Origin of the sequence: Pseudomonas sp. WAC2 (genome assembly GCF_030403525.1) — a bacterium.
GTDB lineage: Bacteria > Pseudomonadota > Gammaproteobacteria > Pseudomonadales > Pseudomonadaceae > Chryseomonas > Chryseomonas luteola.
Map to the genome: position 1 here is coordinate 143,947 of NZ_JAUEPD010000004.1, position 14,631 is coordinate 158,577.

Sequence of the window (14,631 nt, forward strand, 5' to 3'; positions counted from 1 at the left end):
CACATCGTGAACAACCGTTTAGCGAGCAAGCCATCACCATGACCCAGTCACTGCCCATCATTGACATCGCGCCGCTCTATTCTGCCGAGGACACCGGCTGGCAGACCGTTGCCCGTGATATTGACCAAGCCTGTCGCACCTGGGGCTTTTTCTATATCAAGGGGCACCCGATTCCTGCCACGCGCCTTGCACAACTGCAGGATTATGCCCAGCGCTTCTTCGCACTGCCTGTCGAGGAAAAGCTGAAGATCGACATTACGCAGAGCCAGCACCATCGTGGCTATGGCGCCGTGGCGACCGAACAACTGGACCCGAACCTGCCGAGCGACCTGAAGGAAACCTTCGACATGGGTTTTCATGTGCCGGCCAATCACCCGGACGTCCTGGCCGGCAAGCCGCTGCGCGGGCCTAACCGGCATCCGGATCTGGAGGGCTGGGAGGCACTGCTGGAAACCCACTACCAGGACATGCAAGCCCTTGCCTGTACCGTCCTACGCGCCATTACCCTCGCCCTGGGCATCGACCGAGACTTTTTCGACCAGCGCTTCGTAGCGCCCATGAGTGCGTTTCGCATGATTCACTATCCACCGCGCCAGAGCGCTGGCGATACTAAGCAGCAAGGTGCCGGAGCACACACAGATTACGGCTGCGTCACGCTGCTTCATCAGGATCAGGTCGGCGGCCTGCAGGCCCGGAGCGCTCAGGGCGACTGGATCGATGCGCCACCCATCGAAGGTACCTACGTGGTCAACATCGGCGACATGATGGCGCGCTGGAGCAATGATCGTTACAAGTCGACACCCCATAGGGTAATCAGTCCCAGCGGAGTGGACCGCTACTCCATGCCATTCTTCGCCGAGCCCGATCCGGACACCTTGATCAGCTGCCTGCCTGGCTGCCACGGGCCGGACATTCCACCCAAGTACCCGGACACCACGGCCGCTGCGTGGCTGCTGTCGCGCTTTGCCGACACCTACGCTTATCGCCGCGAATCCCAAACGTCCGCCGTCTGATTTAATCTGCTGGAGATCGCTTTGATGAACGCACGCTCGACTATGTGGCGCGGTTTGCCGCTCACCCGTCAATTCATGGCCGATCGATCAGCTTTTAATCGGCTACAAAGCCATCTATCGTGCAGCAAACACTCGAAGCGCTCCGCATCCTGTAGAGGTGCCGCATGATCCAGTTCTTGCTCAATCAGGCATTGCGTACCGAAACCGCACTCGACCCGAACACGACCGTGCTCGAGTTCCTGCGCGAACAGGCCGGCAAGAGAGGCACCAAGGAAGGCTGCGCCTCGGGCGACTGCGGTGCCTGTACCGTGGTGGTGGCCGAACGGGAAGGCGCGCCGGGCCAGGAGCGCCTGCGCTACCGCACGCTCAATTCGTGTCTAACCTTCGTATCGGCCTTGCATGGCAAGCAACTGATCACGGTGGAAGATCTCAAGCACCAGGGGCAGCTGCACAGCGTGCAGCAGGCCATGGTGGATTGCCATGGCTCGCAGTGCGGCTTCTGCACGCCCGGCTTTGTCATGTCCCTGTTCGCCTTGCAGAAAAACAGCCAGACGGCGGACAGGGCGCAAGCTCATGAAGCGCTGGCCGGCAACCTGTGCCGCTGCACTGGCTACCGACCGATCCTCGCCGCCGCTAAACAGAGCTGCAGCCAGCATGTGCCCGATCAGTTCGATGCCGCCGAAGCGCAGACACTGGCGCGCCTGCAAGCCATCGCCCCGCAGACGACCGCTGAGCTCAATGACGGCCATAAGCGCTGCCTGGTGCCCTTGACCGTCGAGGCACTGGCTTCGCTCTACGAGGCGATTCCCGACGCACGGCTCCTGGCCGGTGGCACTGACTTGGCCCTAGAGGTCACCCAGTTGCATCGCGAGCTGCCATTGATGATCGCCGTCGGGCATGTAGCCGAGATGAAGCAGCTCGAGCGACGGGACGATGGCCTCGAACTGGGCGCCGCCGCACCTTTGTCCGACTGCTACGCATTGCTGGCCGAGGAATACCCAGACTTCGGCGCGCTGCTGCACCGCTTCGCCTCCCTGCAAATCCGTAACCAAGGCACGCTGGGCGGCAATATCGGCAACGCTTCGCCGATCGGTGACTCGCCGCCGCTTTTGATCGCCCTGGGCGCCGAGCTTGTGCTACGCCAGGGCATACGCCGCCGTACGCTGGCGCTGGAAGACTACTTCATCGACTACAAGATCACCGCTCGCGAGCAAGGTGAGTTCATCGAGCGCATTCGCGTACCGCTGGCCAGTGCCGATCAGCAATTTCGCGCCTATAAGGTGTCCAAACGTCTGGACGATGACATCTCCGCCGTCTGCGCCGCCTTCAACCTGACGATCATTGATGGCATGGTTCGCCAGGCACGTATTGCCTATGGTGGCATGGCGGCTATCCCCAAACGCGCGCAGCGCTGCGAAGCAGCGTTGACCGATGCCGAGTGGTCAGCGGAGGCCATCGAACTTGCCTGCATCGCGCTGACGGAGGATTTCACGCCCCTGACCGACTTCCGCGCCAGCCGCGAATATCGTCTACTCGTGGCGCAAAACCTATTGCGCAAATGCTTTCACGAGCTCACCACACCAGGCCTCGACACACGGGTGACCGCCTATGTCTGATCTGCTGCGCAAGAAGTCTCAGGACGAACTCGCCGCCCTGTTCCAGAAGGGCATAGTCACTGGCGTTGGCCGCAGCGTCAAGCACGACAGTGCCACCCGACACGTCACCGGTGAAGCCCAATACATTGACGACCGCCTGGAGTTTCCCAACCAGCTGCACGTCTATGCGCGCGTCTCCGACCGCGCCCACGCACGCATCCTGCGCATCGATACGACGCCTTGCTATAACGTGCCGGGCGTCGTGCGGGTCATCACCGCCGACGACGTACCTGGTCAGCTGGACATCGGCCCGGTCTTCAAGGGCGATCCGCTGTTGGCCAAGGACAAGGTCGAGTTTATCGGCCAGCCCGTGGTGGCCGTGGCCGCGACCACCCTGGACGTGGCGCGACAGGCCGCTCGGCTCGCTGTGATCGAATACGAGGATCTGGAGCCGGTGCTGGATGTAGTCGAAGCGCTGCGCAAGCGGCATTTCGTGCTCGACAGCCATACCCACCAGCGCGGCAATGCGGTCAACGCATTGAACCATGCACCGCATCGCCTGCAGGGCACGCTGCACATCGGTGGTCAGGAACATTTCTATCTCGAAACCCAGATCGCCTCGGTCATGCCCACCGAGGATGGCGGTATGATCGTCTACAGTTCGACCCAGAACCCCACCGAGATCCAAAAGCTCGTCGCCGAAGTGCTGGGCGTGCCGATGAACAAGGTCGTGATCGACATGCGTCGCATGGGAGGCGGCTTCGGCGGCAAGGAAACCCAGGCCGCAAGCCCCGCGTGCCTGTGCGCGGTGATCGCGCACCTGACCGGCCAACCGACCAAGATGCGTCTGCCCCGTGTCGAAGACATGCAGATGACCGGCAAGCGTCATCCGTTCTATGTCGAATACGACGTCGGCTTCGACGATGACGGACGGCTGCACGGCATCCAGATCGACCTGGCCGGCAATTGCGGTTATTCGCCAGACCTTTCCGGCGCCATTGTCGACCGGGCCATGTTCCATGCCGACAACGCCTATTACCTGGGCGATGCCGTCATCCATGGCCATCGCTGCAAGACTCATACGGCGTCCAATACCGCCTACCGGGGATTCGGCGGCCCGCAGGGCATGCTGGCCATCGAAGAGATCATGGACCGTATCGCCCGCACTCTGGGCAAGGACCCGCTCGAAATACGCAAGCTCAACTACTACGGCCAGGACGCGCGCAACGAGACCCACTATTTCCAGACCGTCGAGCACAACCTGCTTGCAGAAATGACCGCCGAGCTGGAGGCGAGCGCCGACTACGCGCAGCGGCGCGCCGAGATTCGCACGTTCAATGCCGGCAGCCCGGTGCTGAAAAAGGGGCTGGCCCTGACGCCGGTCAAGTTCGGCATCAGCTTCACGTCGAGCTTTCTCAACCAGGCCGGCGCGCTGATCCACATCTATACGGATGGCAGCATCCACCTGAACCATGGCGGTACCGAGATGGGCCAGGGTCTGAACACCAAGGTCGCGCAGATAGTGGCCGAAGTATTCCAGGTCGATATCGATCGCATCCAAATCACCGCCACCAACACAGGCAAGGTGCCAAATACATCTCCTACAGCAGCCTCTAGCGGGGCGGACCTCAACGGCAAGGCCGCGCAGAACGCGGCCCTGACTCTCCGCCAGCGGCTAGTCGACTTCGCGGCGCGGCATTTCGAGGTGGACACGGCGGCCATCGAACTCCGTAACGGGCAGGTGCGGATAGAGGATCGCTATATCAGTTTCGAGGAGCTGATTACCCTTGCCTATATCGGACAGGTATCGCTGTCGAGCACGGGCTTCTACAGCACGCCAAAGATCCATTACGACCGCAGCCAGGCCCGGGGCCGGCCGTTCTATTATTTCGCATTCGGAGCTGCCTGTTCCGAGGTGATCGTTGACACCCTGACGGGTGAATACAAGATGCTGCGCAGCGACATCCTCCATGATGTTGGTGCCTCGCTGAACCCGGCCATCGACATCGGTCAGGTGGAAGGTGGCTTCATCCAGGGCATGGGCTGGCTGACCATGGAAGAACTCGTCTGGAGCGACCAGGGCAAACTGCTGACCTCCGGCCCCGCCAGCTACAAGATCCCTACCGTGGCGGACACGCCGCTGGATTTGCGGGTCACGCTGGTGGAAAACCGCAAGAATCCGGAAGACACTGTGTTTCATTCCAAGGCCGTAGGCGAACCGCCGTTTATGCTGGGTATTTCCGTCTGGTGCGCGATCAAGGACGCCGTGGCGAGCCTGGCGGATTATCGGGTTCAGCCCGACATCGACGCGCCGGCCACTCCAGAACGGGTGCTCTGGGGCGTGCAGCAGATGAGGCAGGCCGTCGCGAAGAAAGCCGCCACGGTCGAAACCGCGTCTACCCCGGCCTGAACAGGAGCGATCATGAGGCTTCGATTGATGGTTTCTGTAGGATGGGTTGAGCCTGTAATACCCATCGTCTTTTGGCCACTGTTGGGTATCGCTCCGCTCAACCCATCCTACGAAAAGACCGTGCCCTGCCGAACCAAGACAACCTGTTTCGCATCCCCCTTCCCCATCATCGAGGCGCACCATGAATAACATGGGCTGGATCGAAGCCTTGGCCGATCTGCAGCGCCGCGGCGAGCCGTGCGTGCTGGTGACGCTGGTAGAGGAAAAAGGCTCCACGCCGCGCAACGCCGGCTCAAAGATGGTCATTACGCTGACGAAATGCTTCGACACCCTTGGCGGTGGTCATCTGGAATACAAGGCCATGCACATCGCCCGCGACTTGCTGGAGCGTGGCGAGCTGGCCACTCGGCTGGAGCGCTTCGTCCTCGGCGCCAGCCTCGGCCAATGCTGTGGCGGCTCGGCCACGCTGCTGTTCGAGCCGCTTGGCCAGCCGCAGGCGCAGATCGCCGTGTTCGGGGCCGGTCATGTTGGCCGGGCGCTGGTGCCACTGCTGGCCAGCCTGCCCTGCCGGGTGCGCTGGATCGACAGTCGCGATGGGGAATTCCCACCTGCCATTCCAGAGGGCGTGAAAAAGATCGTGACCGACGATCCGGTTGTCGAGGTAAATGATATGCCGCCCGGCAGCTATTTCATCGTCATGACCCACAATCATCCTCTGGACCTGGAGTTGACGACTGCCATCCTGCAGCGCAACGATTTTGCCTATTACGGTCTGATCGGCTCGAAAACCAAGCGGGCTCGCTTCGAGCATCGCCTGCGTGAACGCGACTTCGCCCCGGACGTGGTTCAGCGCATGCGTTGCCCGCTGGGGATTGCCGAGGTCAAAGGCAAACTGCCGATGGAAATCGCCATTTCGGTCGCGGGCGAGGTCATCGCAGTCTATAACCGGGATTTCGGTAAAAAGACGAACGCTGAACGGGCTATAGATAGCGCCCTCCCGGCCGTGACCTAAGCGGAGGGATGATGCAATGGTGCTCAAAAATCGTGGCTGGAGCCGCTCCCACCGGTCATTTGTAGGTTAGGCTGAACTCCGCAAAGCCCAACAACCGAATAACCAGATACCCTGGAAGCGACCAGATGGCGCTCTGCTTCAGCCGCGATGTCGATATCGTGGCTGAAGCAGGATGCCGCCCAGCTGCTCCCACGGATAACTTCTCTACCACAATCCGAGCACCTAGTCGTCAAGTCGGACGATTACGTTGTCGGAGGCGCTTTAGCAAGGATTCTATGGTCGCGGCTGAAGCCCTTCCTACAAGAGCGCAGACATCATCAGCTTGCATGATTTCAAAGCCAAGTAGATAACCTGAGCTTCGCAAAGCCAGGCAGCCACAGTGTTGGACTTCGTCGTAAGTTCTTAGCGCCAACCCTCTCAACCCACACTTACAAGCCAGTTGACCGCTGATAGGTATTTACAGCGGACCGCCAGCTATCGTCTTGCCCAGGCCGGCAAGGATGCCTTCGCCAGTTTCCTGGACAAGCTCGGCGTACCAGCTGCGGGTGAGCGCCGGGTCATGGCCATGGGTGGTCTCGGCGCGCTTGCGGGCGCGGCTGACGATGCTGCCGACCCGCTCGACTCGTGCGGCATCGTAGGCCGGCAGAGCCTGATGAAGGTCGTTGCCGTGTTCAGTCAGGCAGCAGGCCAACACCCAGGCGTCCTCCATAGCCTGGCAGCCACCCTGCCCCAGATCGGGCGCCATGGCATGGGCGGCATCGCCCAACAGAACGATGCGTTTATTAATCAAGGTTTTCAGCGGCTCGGTGTCATGAATCTCGACCCGAGCGATACCGGCCGGGTCCAACCGCTCGATCAGACGCTGAACGGGGGCCGCCCAGCCGGCGAAATGCTCGGTTAGTTCGTTGCGATAACGGCTGCGATCGTTAGGCGTACCGGCCGGCAAAGGCACGTCGAAAAAGAAATAGAACTCATCGCCACCCATCGGCATCAGCGAAACCCGTTGGTGATCGCCCACGTATTGTGCCCATTCATGTGGCTCGCCCAGGTCCGGGCTGATCGCCACCCGGCCATTCCAGTTCACGTAACCACAGTAGTTCCGCGAGACAGCTCGGTTCACGACAAAATTCCGCAACTTCGAATGAGTGCCGTCAGCAGCGATCAAGAGATCGGCACGTTCGCGGCGGCCATCGGACAACAAGACTTCGACACCGTCGGCATGCTGCTCGACGGCCTCGCAACTCACGCCTAGCGAAACCCGCTCAGGGCCTGCCGCGTCCAACAGGATGCGTTGCAATGCTGCCCGGGCGATGGGCCGCGCCGGCTGCCCTACGTCTCGATATAAGGGTTCGAGACTGAAATGAGTCAGCAGGTTTCCTTCGCGATTGCGGTAGCTCATGCTACGCATATCACCGCTGACCGCCGCGATATCCGGCCCCAACCCCAGCGCCTCCAAGACCTTCACCCCGTTAGGCCAGACGGAAATAGCCGCCCCGACGGGCGCCAGCTCCGCTGCACGCTCATACAGGCGAACCCGATGCCCGGCTCGTTGCAGGGCAATCGCGGCGGTCAGCCCACCCATGCCGGCGCCAATGATAATGATGTCGAGCGTTTGCATAGGAAATCCCTGGATGAAGGCTAAAGGAAGAAACAGGCTTAGGCTCAAGCAAAAACCTGACCACTCAGTCAGCATTTGCCTACTGGCGCAACGCTACATTGATTCCGATTACGAAGGCCGCTCTGGATATCGCAGACCACGAAGCAAACGCCTGCCACGCACATGTGAACCACGCACTCAATCAGCGCATCCAGCGCACGCAGTGCCCTCTTCAAGGGCAGCGGATCAGCTTCCCCGGTACATCGAATAACTATAGGGCGAAACCAGCAAGGGGACGTGATAGTGCTCGTCCGGCGAGGCGACACCAAAGCGCAGGACGACCTGATCAAGGAAGGCTGGCTCGGCAAGCGGCGCACCCTGCAAGCGAAAGTAGTCACCCACGTGGAAGGTCAACTCATACACGCCAGCCTCCAGCGCATCGCCTTCGAGCAACGGTGCATCACAGCGGCCGTTCGCATTGGTGCGTACGTCGCTCACGGGAACACGTTGCGTGCCAGCGAGGCGAACCAGTTCAATACGGATATCGCTGCCGGGGCGGCCATTAGCGGCATCCAACACATGTGTAGTCAAACGTCCCATCGCATCATCGGCATCAGTGGATGCCGCTCCTCTGGTAGCTGAGTCTCGGCTCATGAGCAGGCCTCTTGCGTAGGACGGGATTCATCCCGCCCTACATCAATTTCGGATCGTGAGCAGGCTCTAAGATAAGTAGTACATTACTTTTGCCTTGTACACGATAGGTGCCGGCCTGGAAATATTTCCTGACCACTTAGGCAGGTTTCTTGCTACAGGAGCCTTAGCCGTACCGCACGGTAACACGTTCGACGACTCAGCTCTTCTCGCTGGGGCAGCTCTGCTAAGGAACCTGTTTGTGAATAGCGTCTACCCGCGTAACCTTATTGGCTATGGCCAGACCCCACCCCATGCTCATTGGCCGGACAACTCCCGCATCGCCCTGTCCTTTGTACTCAATTATGAAGAAGGTGGAGAACGATGCATTCTTCACGGGGACAGGGAATCAGAGGCGTTTCTATCCGAGATGGTTTCGGCGCAGCCCCTTGCAGGAGTGCGCAACATGAGCATGGAGTCGCTCTATGAATACGGTAGCCGCGCGGGGGTATGGCGCATCCTTGAACTGTTCAAGCGCCACGATGTTCCACTTACCATTTTTGCCGTAGCCATGGCCGCTCAACGTCACCCTGAGGTCATCCGCACGATGGTTGAAGCTGGACACGAAATCTGCAGTCACGGCTATCGCTGGATAGACTACCAATACGTAGACGAAGCGGATGAACGTGAGCAGATGCAGAAAGCCATCAGCCTGTTGACTGAGCTTACAGGCCAGCGTCCGTTAGGCTGGTATACCGGGCGCACCAGCCCCAATACCCGTCGGCTGGTCATGGAGGAAGGCGGATTCCTTTATGATTCGGACACCTACGACGATGACCTACCCTATTGGGAACGCTCTCCGGCAGGCAAGCCGCATCTGGTCATACCCTACACGCTCGACACCAATGACATGCGTTTTACCCAGGCGCAGGGTTTTCATACGTCGGAGCAGTTTTTTCAATACCTTAAAGATGCCTTCGATATACTTTATGAAGAAGGCGCCACCTCGCCCAAAATGCTATCCGTCGGCCTACATTGCCGCGTCATAGGACGTCCAGCACGACTGGCCGGCCTCAAGCGCTTTTTAGAATATGCGCAAGGCCATTCGGGCGTCTGGTTTGCACGCCGTGTCGACATTGCACGACACTGGCATGAACACCATCCGATGGATCCTGCTGCATGAGTCATTTCAAAACCCTGACGCCAAGTACCCTAGATCGCGCTGAATTTATGTCGGTGTTTGGCAACATCTATGAGCACTCACCCTGGGTAGCGGAGCGGGTATACGATCAAGGCATCGACAACCACCTCGACCAGATCGAAAACCTTCATGCGCAGATGAGCGCTGCCCTTCTGGAGGCCAATCGTGAAGAGCAACAGGCATTGATCAATGCTCATCCTGATCTCGCCGGCAAGGCGGCGTTAAGGGGTGAATTAACCCGTGCCAGCAGCGCCGAACAAGCTGGCGCAGGTCTGGACCAATGCACACCAGAAGAGCTGGTCCGGTTTACGGTACTCAACGAAACCTACAAAGCCAAATTTGGCTTTCCATTCATCATGGCCGTCAAGGGCAGCAATCGTCATCTGATTCTTCAGGCATTCGAGGAACGTATACGTCATACGCCTGAACAGGAATTTGCCTGCGCGCTCTCCGAGATAAACAAGATCGCTCTCTTCCGACTCCAGCAACTATGAGCCACTTATGAAAAGAACGTATAACGCCTCGTTCGAAAAGTACTTGAATCTGGCCGATGCGCGCCTGGGAACCCGCGTCATCCACGTCACGGATGACTGGTTCGCTGAGGCCAATCGCATGCTGCAGCCCCATGAGCCCGAGTGGAAAGAAGGCGTTTATGACGACAATGGCAAATGGATGGATGGCTGGGAATCACGGCGTAAGCGCTTCGAAGGATACGATCATGCGGTCATCCGCCTGGGTGTGCCCGGCTTCATTAAAGGGGTCGATATCGATACCCGTTACTTCACTGGCAATTACCCACCCTCTGCTTCTGTAGAGGCCTGCTTTTCGCCCCATGGCGATCCAGACGCGGACACTCAATGGATCGAAGTGCTGCCTGCCGTAGAGCTACAGGGCAACAGTCACCACTACCATGCGCTCGATGATGAGCGCCCCTGGACGCACCTGCGCTTGAATATCTACCCAGACGGCGGTGTGGCTCGCCTGCGCGTTTATGGCATTCCTTATCGTGAATGGTCCAGGCAGGACACCACAGAAGTGCTGGATCTTGCTGCAGCGCTGAACGGAGGTCGCGCCCTAGCCTGCAATGACGAGCACTACGGCCGTATGAGTAATATCCTCAACCCAGGCCGGGCAGAAAATATGTCGGATGGCTGGGAAACCGCTCGCCGTCGCACACCGGGCAATGACTGGGTTATCGTCGCACTAGGCCATCCTGGAGAAGTCGAGCGCATCGTGGTCGATACGCTGCATTTCAAAGGCAACTACCCAGACAGCTGCTCTATCCAGGCCGCCTATGTTCAAGGCGGCACCGACAGCCAGATCGAAACGCAAAGCCTTTATTGGCGCGAGCTGTTGCCCTCACAAAAGCTGCACATGCATCAGGAGCATGAGTTTGTTGAAGAGATTAAACCACTGGGGGCCATCACCCATGTACGCCTGAATATCTTTCCGGACGGCGGCGTCAGCCGTCTACGTCTGTTTGGCCGTATAACCAGGAAATGACCATGCGTCAGACACTCAGGCCTTATCCTCTTACCCAAGAAGCGTTTGCTCCGTTCGGCGATGTCATCGAGACCGCCGGGCGTGACCACTACCTTATCAATAATGGCTCGACCCAACGCTTCCACCGTCTGGCCGATGTTGATACAGGCCCGGATGACGGAAAGGCCATTATCAGCATCTTTCGCGCCCAGGCATTGGAGCTCCCGCTACGCATTCGCATGCTGGAGCGCCATCCCTTGGGAAGCCAGGCGTTTGTCCCGCTCAAAGGCAAGCCTTTTCTGGTCGTGGTCGCGCCCGCCGGTGATACGCCTAGTCCCCACGCCATCAGAGCCTTCATTGCCAACGGAGAACAAGGCATTAATTATCACCGAGGCGTCTGGCATCACCCTGTCTTGGCACTCTCGGATATCGACGACTTTCTGATCGTTGACCGAAGCGGCATAGCCAATAACTGTGATGAATACTATTTTGCCGATACGGTAGAACTCTGGTTAGAGACAAACCATTAATGCATCGGCAGCCAGTCAGTCGATAGCCTTCGACTGGCCGTCACCAGGTCGACATACCGCTTGGTTATACTGATAGCCTTAGCCAGTGATCGCGACATGCAAAAACTTAGATGGATGCTGTTTGGCTCAGGGTTAACCCTGGTAGTGCTGGGCCTCTTCCTGTGGTTTGACAAGGAGCAGATGTCTCCATTGATACAATCCACTCACACGCCCCCACCCGTCAAAAATCCAGGCAGCCTTTACGCCACGGTACAATCGCAACAGATGCCACTTACTGCTACAGATGATTTCGCTCAGGTCGAAGGCATTATTCACGAACGCTGTACGGTCTGTCATTCCAGTCAACCCACCAGCCCTTGTTTAGTGAGCAGCTCACCACCCTTGTCGTTGCTGTTAGTCATAAACATACCCGTTTGCCTATCCCTCATCCTAAGGGGGGAACGGTGTCCTGTCTTTCATGGGGCTCGTTCAGTAGTCGTCTTTGGTATAGCTATTTTTTTGAGGTGCCCATTTCGATGGTCATGGCGCGTCGCATGACCGTCATCCCATGATTGAACGTAATGACCTCCTGCTGGTGCAGGTAGAGCAGGACGTGCTCTACGGCTTTTCGCCGCTGCGCAGCTGACACTTCGCTTTTTAGATAGAGGTCATTTTCAATCAGCGAAACTAGCTTACCAAACGTGGTTTCTACCAGGAGATCCTTTCTTCGCTCGCCAGGTGGCAGCTTGCTGATAAAGAAATCCAGCATTAGGGTGGAGATGACTCGGCGTTTATACCCCAGTTTTTCCAGCTACACGGGCGGCAGCACCCTCCTGGCTATCGTGCCGATGCATGAGCCATGCGGTATCCTCGGCAGACAACGAGCCAAACGGCTTGACCCTGCTGCCCTGCCTGGGTAGGAGCTTGTCCAGATGTCCGTGCCAGCGCGCCGGGTTCTCTCCTTCCCTCAACTTTCTGGCCTTGGCCGCATCGAGGGGCAGCTCAATACGGTTTCGCAAGCGACTAGTCGTACAGGAGTCGTGCTCCAGATAGGATCCAATACCTCCAACCAACTTCTGCGAAAGTCATGGGGCCGATAAGGCGTGCCTGGTAAGAGAGTGCTGCCATTGCTGGGAGTGTTTAGCCGCCTATCTTAAGCTAAGTCTTGATGCCTATTTGGGGGCCTGATATCAACTGCAATTAAGCAGTTCTGTGAATCAGCGAGTCGATTCGGTCAAAGGTTCAGCTAACCCAATCCGTTGGTGATACAGCGGTTAGGTCACCGCTCTGCCCTTCTTCTCTTCACAGTCTCAGAGCATGAATATGGCTACGTTTACATACTTAGCCAGGTTAGCTAAGCTAGGTTAGCTAACCCTGTATATCGAGGTCTATCATGACTCCAGAAACTGTAAACATTCACGATGCTAAAACCAACCTGTCCAAGATTATCGACGAGGTAGTTAGTACAGGTGTAGAACAGATTATTGCCAAAGCTGGTCGGCCAATGGTTAAGGTGATCCCTTACACTGAAACGCCTCAAAAGCGCATTGGAATGCTGGATGGTATGTATCCGTCTGTGCCAGCCGATATTGATGCGCAATTCAAAGACGATATTGAGGCAATGTTCAACGTATGACCCTTATCGTCGACACGCACCTTTTACTGTGGGCCTGCTTTGACAGCACTAAATTGCCAAAGCAGGCTCTACCCCTCCTGACAGGGCCTAGCATGCTGTACTTTAGTGCCGCTAGCATTTGGGAGATCGGTATCAAGCGTGCATTAAACAAGCCAGACTTTCCTTACGATCCAGCAGTGACACGAACAGCGCTAATTGGTGCGGGTTACCGAGAACTACCGATTAGCTCCAGTCACAGTATTACTGCTGCCGCGCTGCCATCGCACCACAACGACCCATTCGACAGATTGCTGATTGGCCAAGCTATTGAGGAAGGCATGTTTCTACTAACCTGCGACCACATATTGACTAAGTATCAGGCGCCGATTCGCTACCTGGGTTAACCCCTTCAATCGAAGCCTTTTGTAAAAGATTCGCATCAGTAACTACTACAAAGCGAACTTACTAGTTTAGTAACCATTGCGTCTTGAGTACATGTTAGGTCCCGGGAAGAAGGGGTTTGGGTCGGTTAAAAAGAGCTGTGGTTGTTTATGCCATTGCCCGAGGATAAAGCCAATCGGTGTTTGCCCTTTCAAGGCACGTAACGGACGAGCGCTGTTATATGCCCACAGATAATCCCTTATATGCTCCTGCAGCTGTTTAAGCGAGGCATAATGAAAGGCCTTGGTGGTGGCCTGCTTGATCGTCCGGTTCATGCGCTCAACCTGGCCATTGGTCCAGGGATGGAAGGGCTTGGTTAGCCGATGTTCAATGCCGTGCCGATAACAGATCACATCGAATGGATGGGCCCGATAGCGTTCTGTACCGATCTTCCTGGTAAATTGGATACCGTTGTCGGTGAGTACCGTATGCACTTTATAAGGTAATGTCTTAAGTGTGGCCTCCAAAAAGTCGACCGCATCTTTGCGCATCATCTGCGTGTGCAACTCGGCATACACAAACTTCGACGTGCGATCGATCGCCACAAAGAGATAGGCCCGGCCCTCTGCGGTATGCACCTCGGTGATATCGATATGCAGATAGCCCAACGGATAGCGTTTGAAGGCTTTCTTCTCACGTACCGGCTCAGCTGAGCGCGGGAGGTTGCTGATGCCGTGTCGCTGGTAGAGCCGATGCAGGCCCGAGCGCGAAAGCCTGGGTATAAAGCGCTGCAAGGCATGCAGGCAATCGTCCAGAGGCAACAAGGTCTTCTGCCGGAACGCGATGGCAGCGGCCTCTTCAGCCAGGGTCAGGGAGGTCGAATGCGGCTCCCGAGGTCCCATGGGCTGATCTTCAACCGAGTCACGCTGACGCCACTTGATCACGGTCTTGGGGTTTAAGTTGTAACGCTTACTCAGCGTCGCGATCGAATCCTGCGATCGCTGTAATTCCGCTCGGATGGCGTGCGTGGTCGTGGCGCGTTTGTGTAGAACTTGAGCCATGGATCCTCCTCCGATAGAGGTCTATACCATAAACCCTTTCTCTCTGGGACCAAACAACTAGGCTTATCAAGCGCGGCGACATGTATCTGGATCGTGAGAGTAAAAGGTCTGTATTCAGGGCAAAA

The 14,631-nt window shown here is 57.6% G+C and carries 17 protein-coding genes; 11 read left to right on the top strand and 6 right to left on the bottom strand.

Annotated elements, in window-relative coordinates:
• Positions 1-38: 38 nt before the first annotated feature.
• The 5 genes from QWJ10_RS10250 to xdhC all read left to right on the top strand — a co-directional run bounded on the left by QWJ10_RS10250 (position 39) and on the right by xdhC (position 6,030).
• A complete protein-coding gene (locus QWJ10_RS10250) occupies positions 39-1,013 on the top strand; it encodes a 2-oxoglutarate and iron-dependent oxygenase domain-containing protein (RefSeq protein WP_289926511.1) in 975 nt (324 codons plus the stop codon).
• A gap of 164 nt (positions 1,014-1,177) precedes the next feature.
• Positions 1,178-2,629, top strand: a complete 1,452-nt coding sequence (xdhA, locus tag QWJ10_RS10255) for a xanthine dehydrogenase small subunit (protein WP_289926086.1) — start codon at positions 1,178-1,180, stop codon at positions 2,627-2,629.
• The gene (xdhB, locus tag QWJ10_RS10260; protein ID WP_289926088.1) at positions 2,622-5,018 is read left to right on the top strand and encodes a xanthine dehydrogenase molybdopterin binding subunit; all 2,397 of its coding nucleotides are present in this window, start codon (positions 2,622-2,624) and stop codon (positions 5,016-5,018) included. Before xdhA ends, xdhB begins: the two co-directional genes overlap by 8 nt.
• Before the next feature lie 12 nt (positions 5,019-5,030).
• A complete protein-coding gene (locus QWJ10_RS10265; protein ID WP_289926089.1) occupies positions 5,031-5,207 on the top strand; it encodes a hypothetical protein in 177 nt (58 codons plus the stop codon).
• Positions 5,200-6,030: a xanthine dehydrogenase accessory protein XdhC gene (xdhC, locus tag QWJ10_RS10270; protein WP_289926092.1), complete on the top strand. Its 831-nt coding sequence runs from the start codon at positions 5,200-5,202 to the stop codon at positions 6,028-6,030. The genes QWJ10_RS10265 and xdhC overlap by 8 nt, the downstream gene beginning before the upstream one ends.
• A gap of 457 nt (positions 6,031-6,487) precedes the next feature.
• On the opposite strand, the gene hpxO is transcribed toward xdhC, so the two are convergent.
• Together hpxO and uraH are read right to left on the bottom strand one after the other, a co-directional pair.
• Positions 6,488-7,648 carry an FAD-dependent urate hydroxylase HpxO gene (gene hpxO / locus QWJ10_RS10275; RefSeq protein ID WP_289926095.1) on the bottom strand — a complete coding sequence of 387 codons (1,161 nt, stop codon included), beginning with the start codon at positions 7,646-7,648 and terminating at the stop codon, positions 6,488-6,490.
• A gap of 225 nt (positions 7,649-7,873) precedes the next feature.
• Positions 7,874-8,227 (bottom strand): hydroxyisourate hydrolase, encoded by a 354-nt coding sequence (uraH, locus tag QWJ10_RS10280; protein WP_289926513.1) that lies wholly within the window; start codon positions 8,225-8,227, stop codon positions 7,874-7,876.
• 292 nt (positions 8,228-8,519) lie between these two features.
• On the opposite strand from uraH, the gene puuE reads away from it, so the two are divergent.
• The 4 genes from puuE to QWJ10_RS10300 are packed head-to-tail and all read left to right on the top strand — an operon-like array spanning position 8,520 to position 11,470.
• Positions 8,520-9,440 (top strand): allantoinase PuuE, encoded by a 921-nt coding sequence (gene puuE, locus QWJ10_RS10285; protein ID WP_289926096.1) that lies wholly within the window; start codon positions 8,520-8,522, stop codon positions 9,438-9,440.
• Positions 9,437-9,952, top strand: coding sequence for a 2-oxo-4-hydroxy-4-carboxy-5-ureidoimidazoline decarboxylase (uraD, locus tag QWJ10_RS10290; protein ID WP_289926098.1), 516 nt, complete (start codon positions 9,437-9,439; stop codon positions 9,950-9,952). Before puuE ends, uraD begins: the two co-directional genes overlap by 4 nt.
• A 7-nt stretch (positions 9,953-9,959) precedes the next feature.
• Complete coding sequence (gene alc, locus QWJ10_RS10295) at positions 9,960-10,961, top strand: allantoicase (RefSeq protein WP_289926100.1); 1,002 nt, start codon at positions 9,960-9,962, stop codon at positions 10,959-10,961.
• 2 nt (positions 10,962-10,963) lie between these two features.
• On the top strand, positions 10,964-11,470 hold the full coding sequence (locus QWJ10_RS10300; RefSeq protein WP_289926102.1) for an ureidoglycolate lyase: 507 nt from the start codon (positions 10,964-10,966) through the stop codon (positions 11,468-11,470).
• Between the two features lie 132 nt (positions 11,471-11,602).
• Here QWJ10_RS10300 and QWJ10_RS10305 read toward each other — a convergent pair whose 3' ends face one another.
• The 3 genes from QWJ10_RS10305 to QWJ10_RS10315 form a co-directional block, all read right to left on the bottom strand.
• Complete coding sequence (locus QWJ10_RS10305; protein WP_289926532.1) at positions 11,603-11,806, bottom strand: hypothetical protein; 204 nt, start codon at positions 11,804-11,806, stop codon at positions 11,603-11,605.
• A 154-nt stretch (positions 11,807-11,960) separates the two neighbouring features.
• Positions 11,961-12,218 carry a hypothetical protein gene (locus tag QWJ10_RS10310; RefSeq protein ID WP_289926534.1) on the bottom strand — a complete coding sequence of 86 codons (258 nt, stop codon included), beginning with the start codon at positions 12,216-12,218 and terminating at the stop codon, positions 11,961-11,963.
• A 22-nt stretch (positions 12,219-12,240) separates the two neighbouring features.
• Positions 12,241-12,468 (bottom strand): hypothetical protein, encoded by a 228-nt coding sequence (locus QWJ10_RS10315; RefSeq protein WP_177411922.1) that lies wholly within the window; start codon positions 12,466-12,468, stop codon positions 12,241-12,243.
• Positions 12,469-12,842: 374 nt separating this feature from the next.
• On the opposite strand from QWJ10_RS10315, the gene QWJ10_RS10320 reads away from it, so the two are divergent.
• Together QWJ10_RS10320 and QWJ10_RS10325 are read left to right on the top strand one after the other, a co-directional pair.
• Positions 12,843-13,085, top strand: coding sequence for a type II toxin-antitoxin system prevent-host-death family antitoxin (locus QWJ10_RS10320; RefSeq protein ID WP_073450484.1), 243 nt, complete (start codon positions 12,843-12,845; stop codon positions 13,083-13,085).
• Positions 13,082-13,468 (top strand): type II toxin-antitoxin system VapC family toxin, encoded by a 387-nt coding sequence (locus QWJ10_RS10325; RefSeq protein WP_289926108.1) that lies wholly within the window; start codon positions 13,082-13,084, stop codon positions 13,466-13,468. Before QWJ10_RS10320 ends, QWJ10_RS10325 begins: the two co-directional genes overlap by 4 nt.
• A gap of 66 nt (positions 13,469-13,534) precedes the next feature.
• On the opposite strand, the gene QWJ10_RS10330 is transcribed toward QWJ10_RS10325, so the two are convergent.
• On the bottom strand, positions 13,535-14,506 hold the full coding sequence (locus QWJ10_RS10330; protein ID WP_289926110.1) for an IS481 family transposase: 972 nt from the start codon (positions 14,504-14,506) through the stop codon (positions 13,535-13,537).
• Between the last annotated feature and the right edge of the window lie 125 nt (positions 14,507-14,631).

Bases quoted from the DNA above. Each gene is read 5' to 3' on its own strand.
- QWJ10_RS10300 (WP_289926102.1), top strand. From the start codon at position 10,964: ATGCGTCAGACACTCAGGCCTTATCCTCTTACCCAAGAAGCGTTTGCT.
- uraH (WP_289926513.1), bottom strand. From the start codon at position 8,227: ATGGGACGTTTGACTACACATGTGTTGGATGCCGCTAATGGCCGCCCC.
- xdhA (WP_289926086.1), top strand. From the start codon at position 1,178: ATGATCCAGTTCTTGCTCAATCAGGCATTGCGTACCGAAACCGCACTC.
- QWJ10_RS10305 (WP_289926532.1), bottom strand. From the start codon at position 11,806: ATGACAGACCGTACAGCGTTCGTGAATAATGCCTTCGACCTGAGCGAA.
- QWJ10_RS10320 (WP_073450484.1), top strand. From the start codon at position 12,843: ATGACTCCAGAAACTGTAAACATTCACGATGCTAAAACCAACCTGTCC.
- QWJ10_RS10265 (WP_289926089.1), top strand. From the start codon at position 5,031: ATGAGGCTTCGATTGATGGTTTCTGTAGGATGGGTTGAGCCTGTAATA.
- QWJ10_RS10330 (WP_289926110.1), bottom strand. From the start codon at position 14,506: ATGGCTCAAGTTCTACACAAACGCGCCACGACCACGCACGCCATCCGA.
- QWJ10_RS10310 (WP_289926534.1), bottom strand. From the start codon at position 12,218: ATGCTGGATTTCTTTATCAGCAAGCTGCCACCTGGCGAGCGAAGAAAG.
- xdhC (WP_289926092.1), top strand. From the start codon at position 5,200: ATGAATAACATGGGCTGGATCGAAGCCTTGGCCGATCTGCAGCGCCGC.
- alc (WP_289926100.1), top strand. From the start codon at position 9,960: ATGAAAAGAACGTATAACGCCTCGTTCGAAAAGTACTTGAATCTGGCC.
- QWJ10_RS10325 (WP_289926108.1), top strand. From the start codon at position 13,082: ATGACCCTTATCGTCGACACGCACCTTTTACTGTGGGCCTGCTTTGAC.
- xdhB (WP_289926088.1), top strand. From the start codon at position 2,622: ATGTCTGATCTGCTGCGCAAGAAGTCTCAGGACGAACTCGCCGCCCTG.
- hpxO (WP_289926095.1), bottom strand. From the start codon at position 7,648: ATGCAAACGCTCGACATCATTATCATTGGCGCCGGCATGGGTGGGCTG.
- QWJ10_RS10250 (WP_289926511.1), top strand. From the start codon at position 39: ATGACCCAGTCACTGCCCATCATTGACATCGCGCCGCTCTATTCTGCC.
- uraD (WP_289926098.1), top strand. From the start codon at position 9,437: ATGAGTCATTTCAAAACCCTGACGCCAAGTACCCTAGATCGCGCTGAA.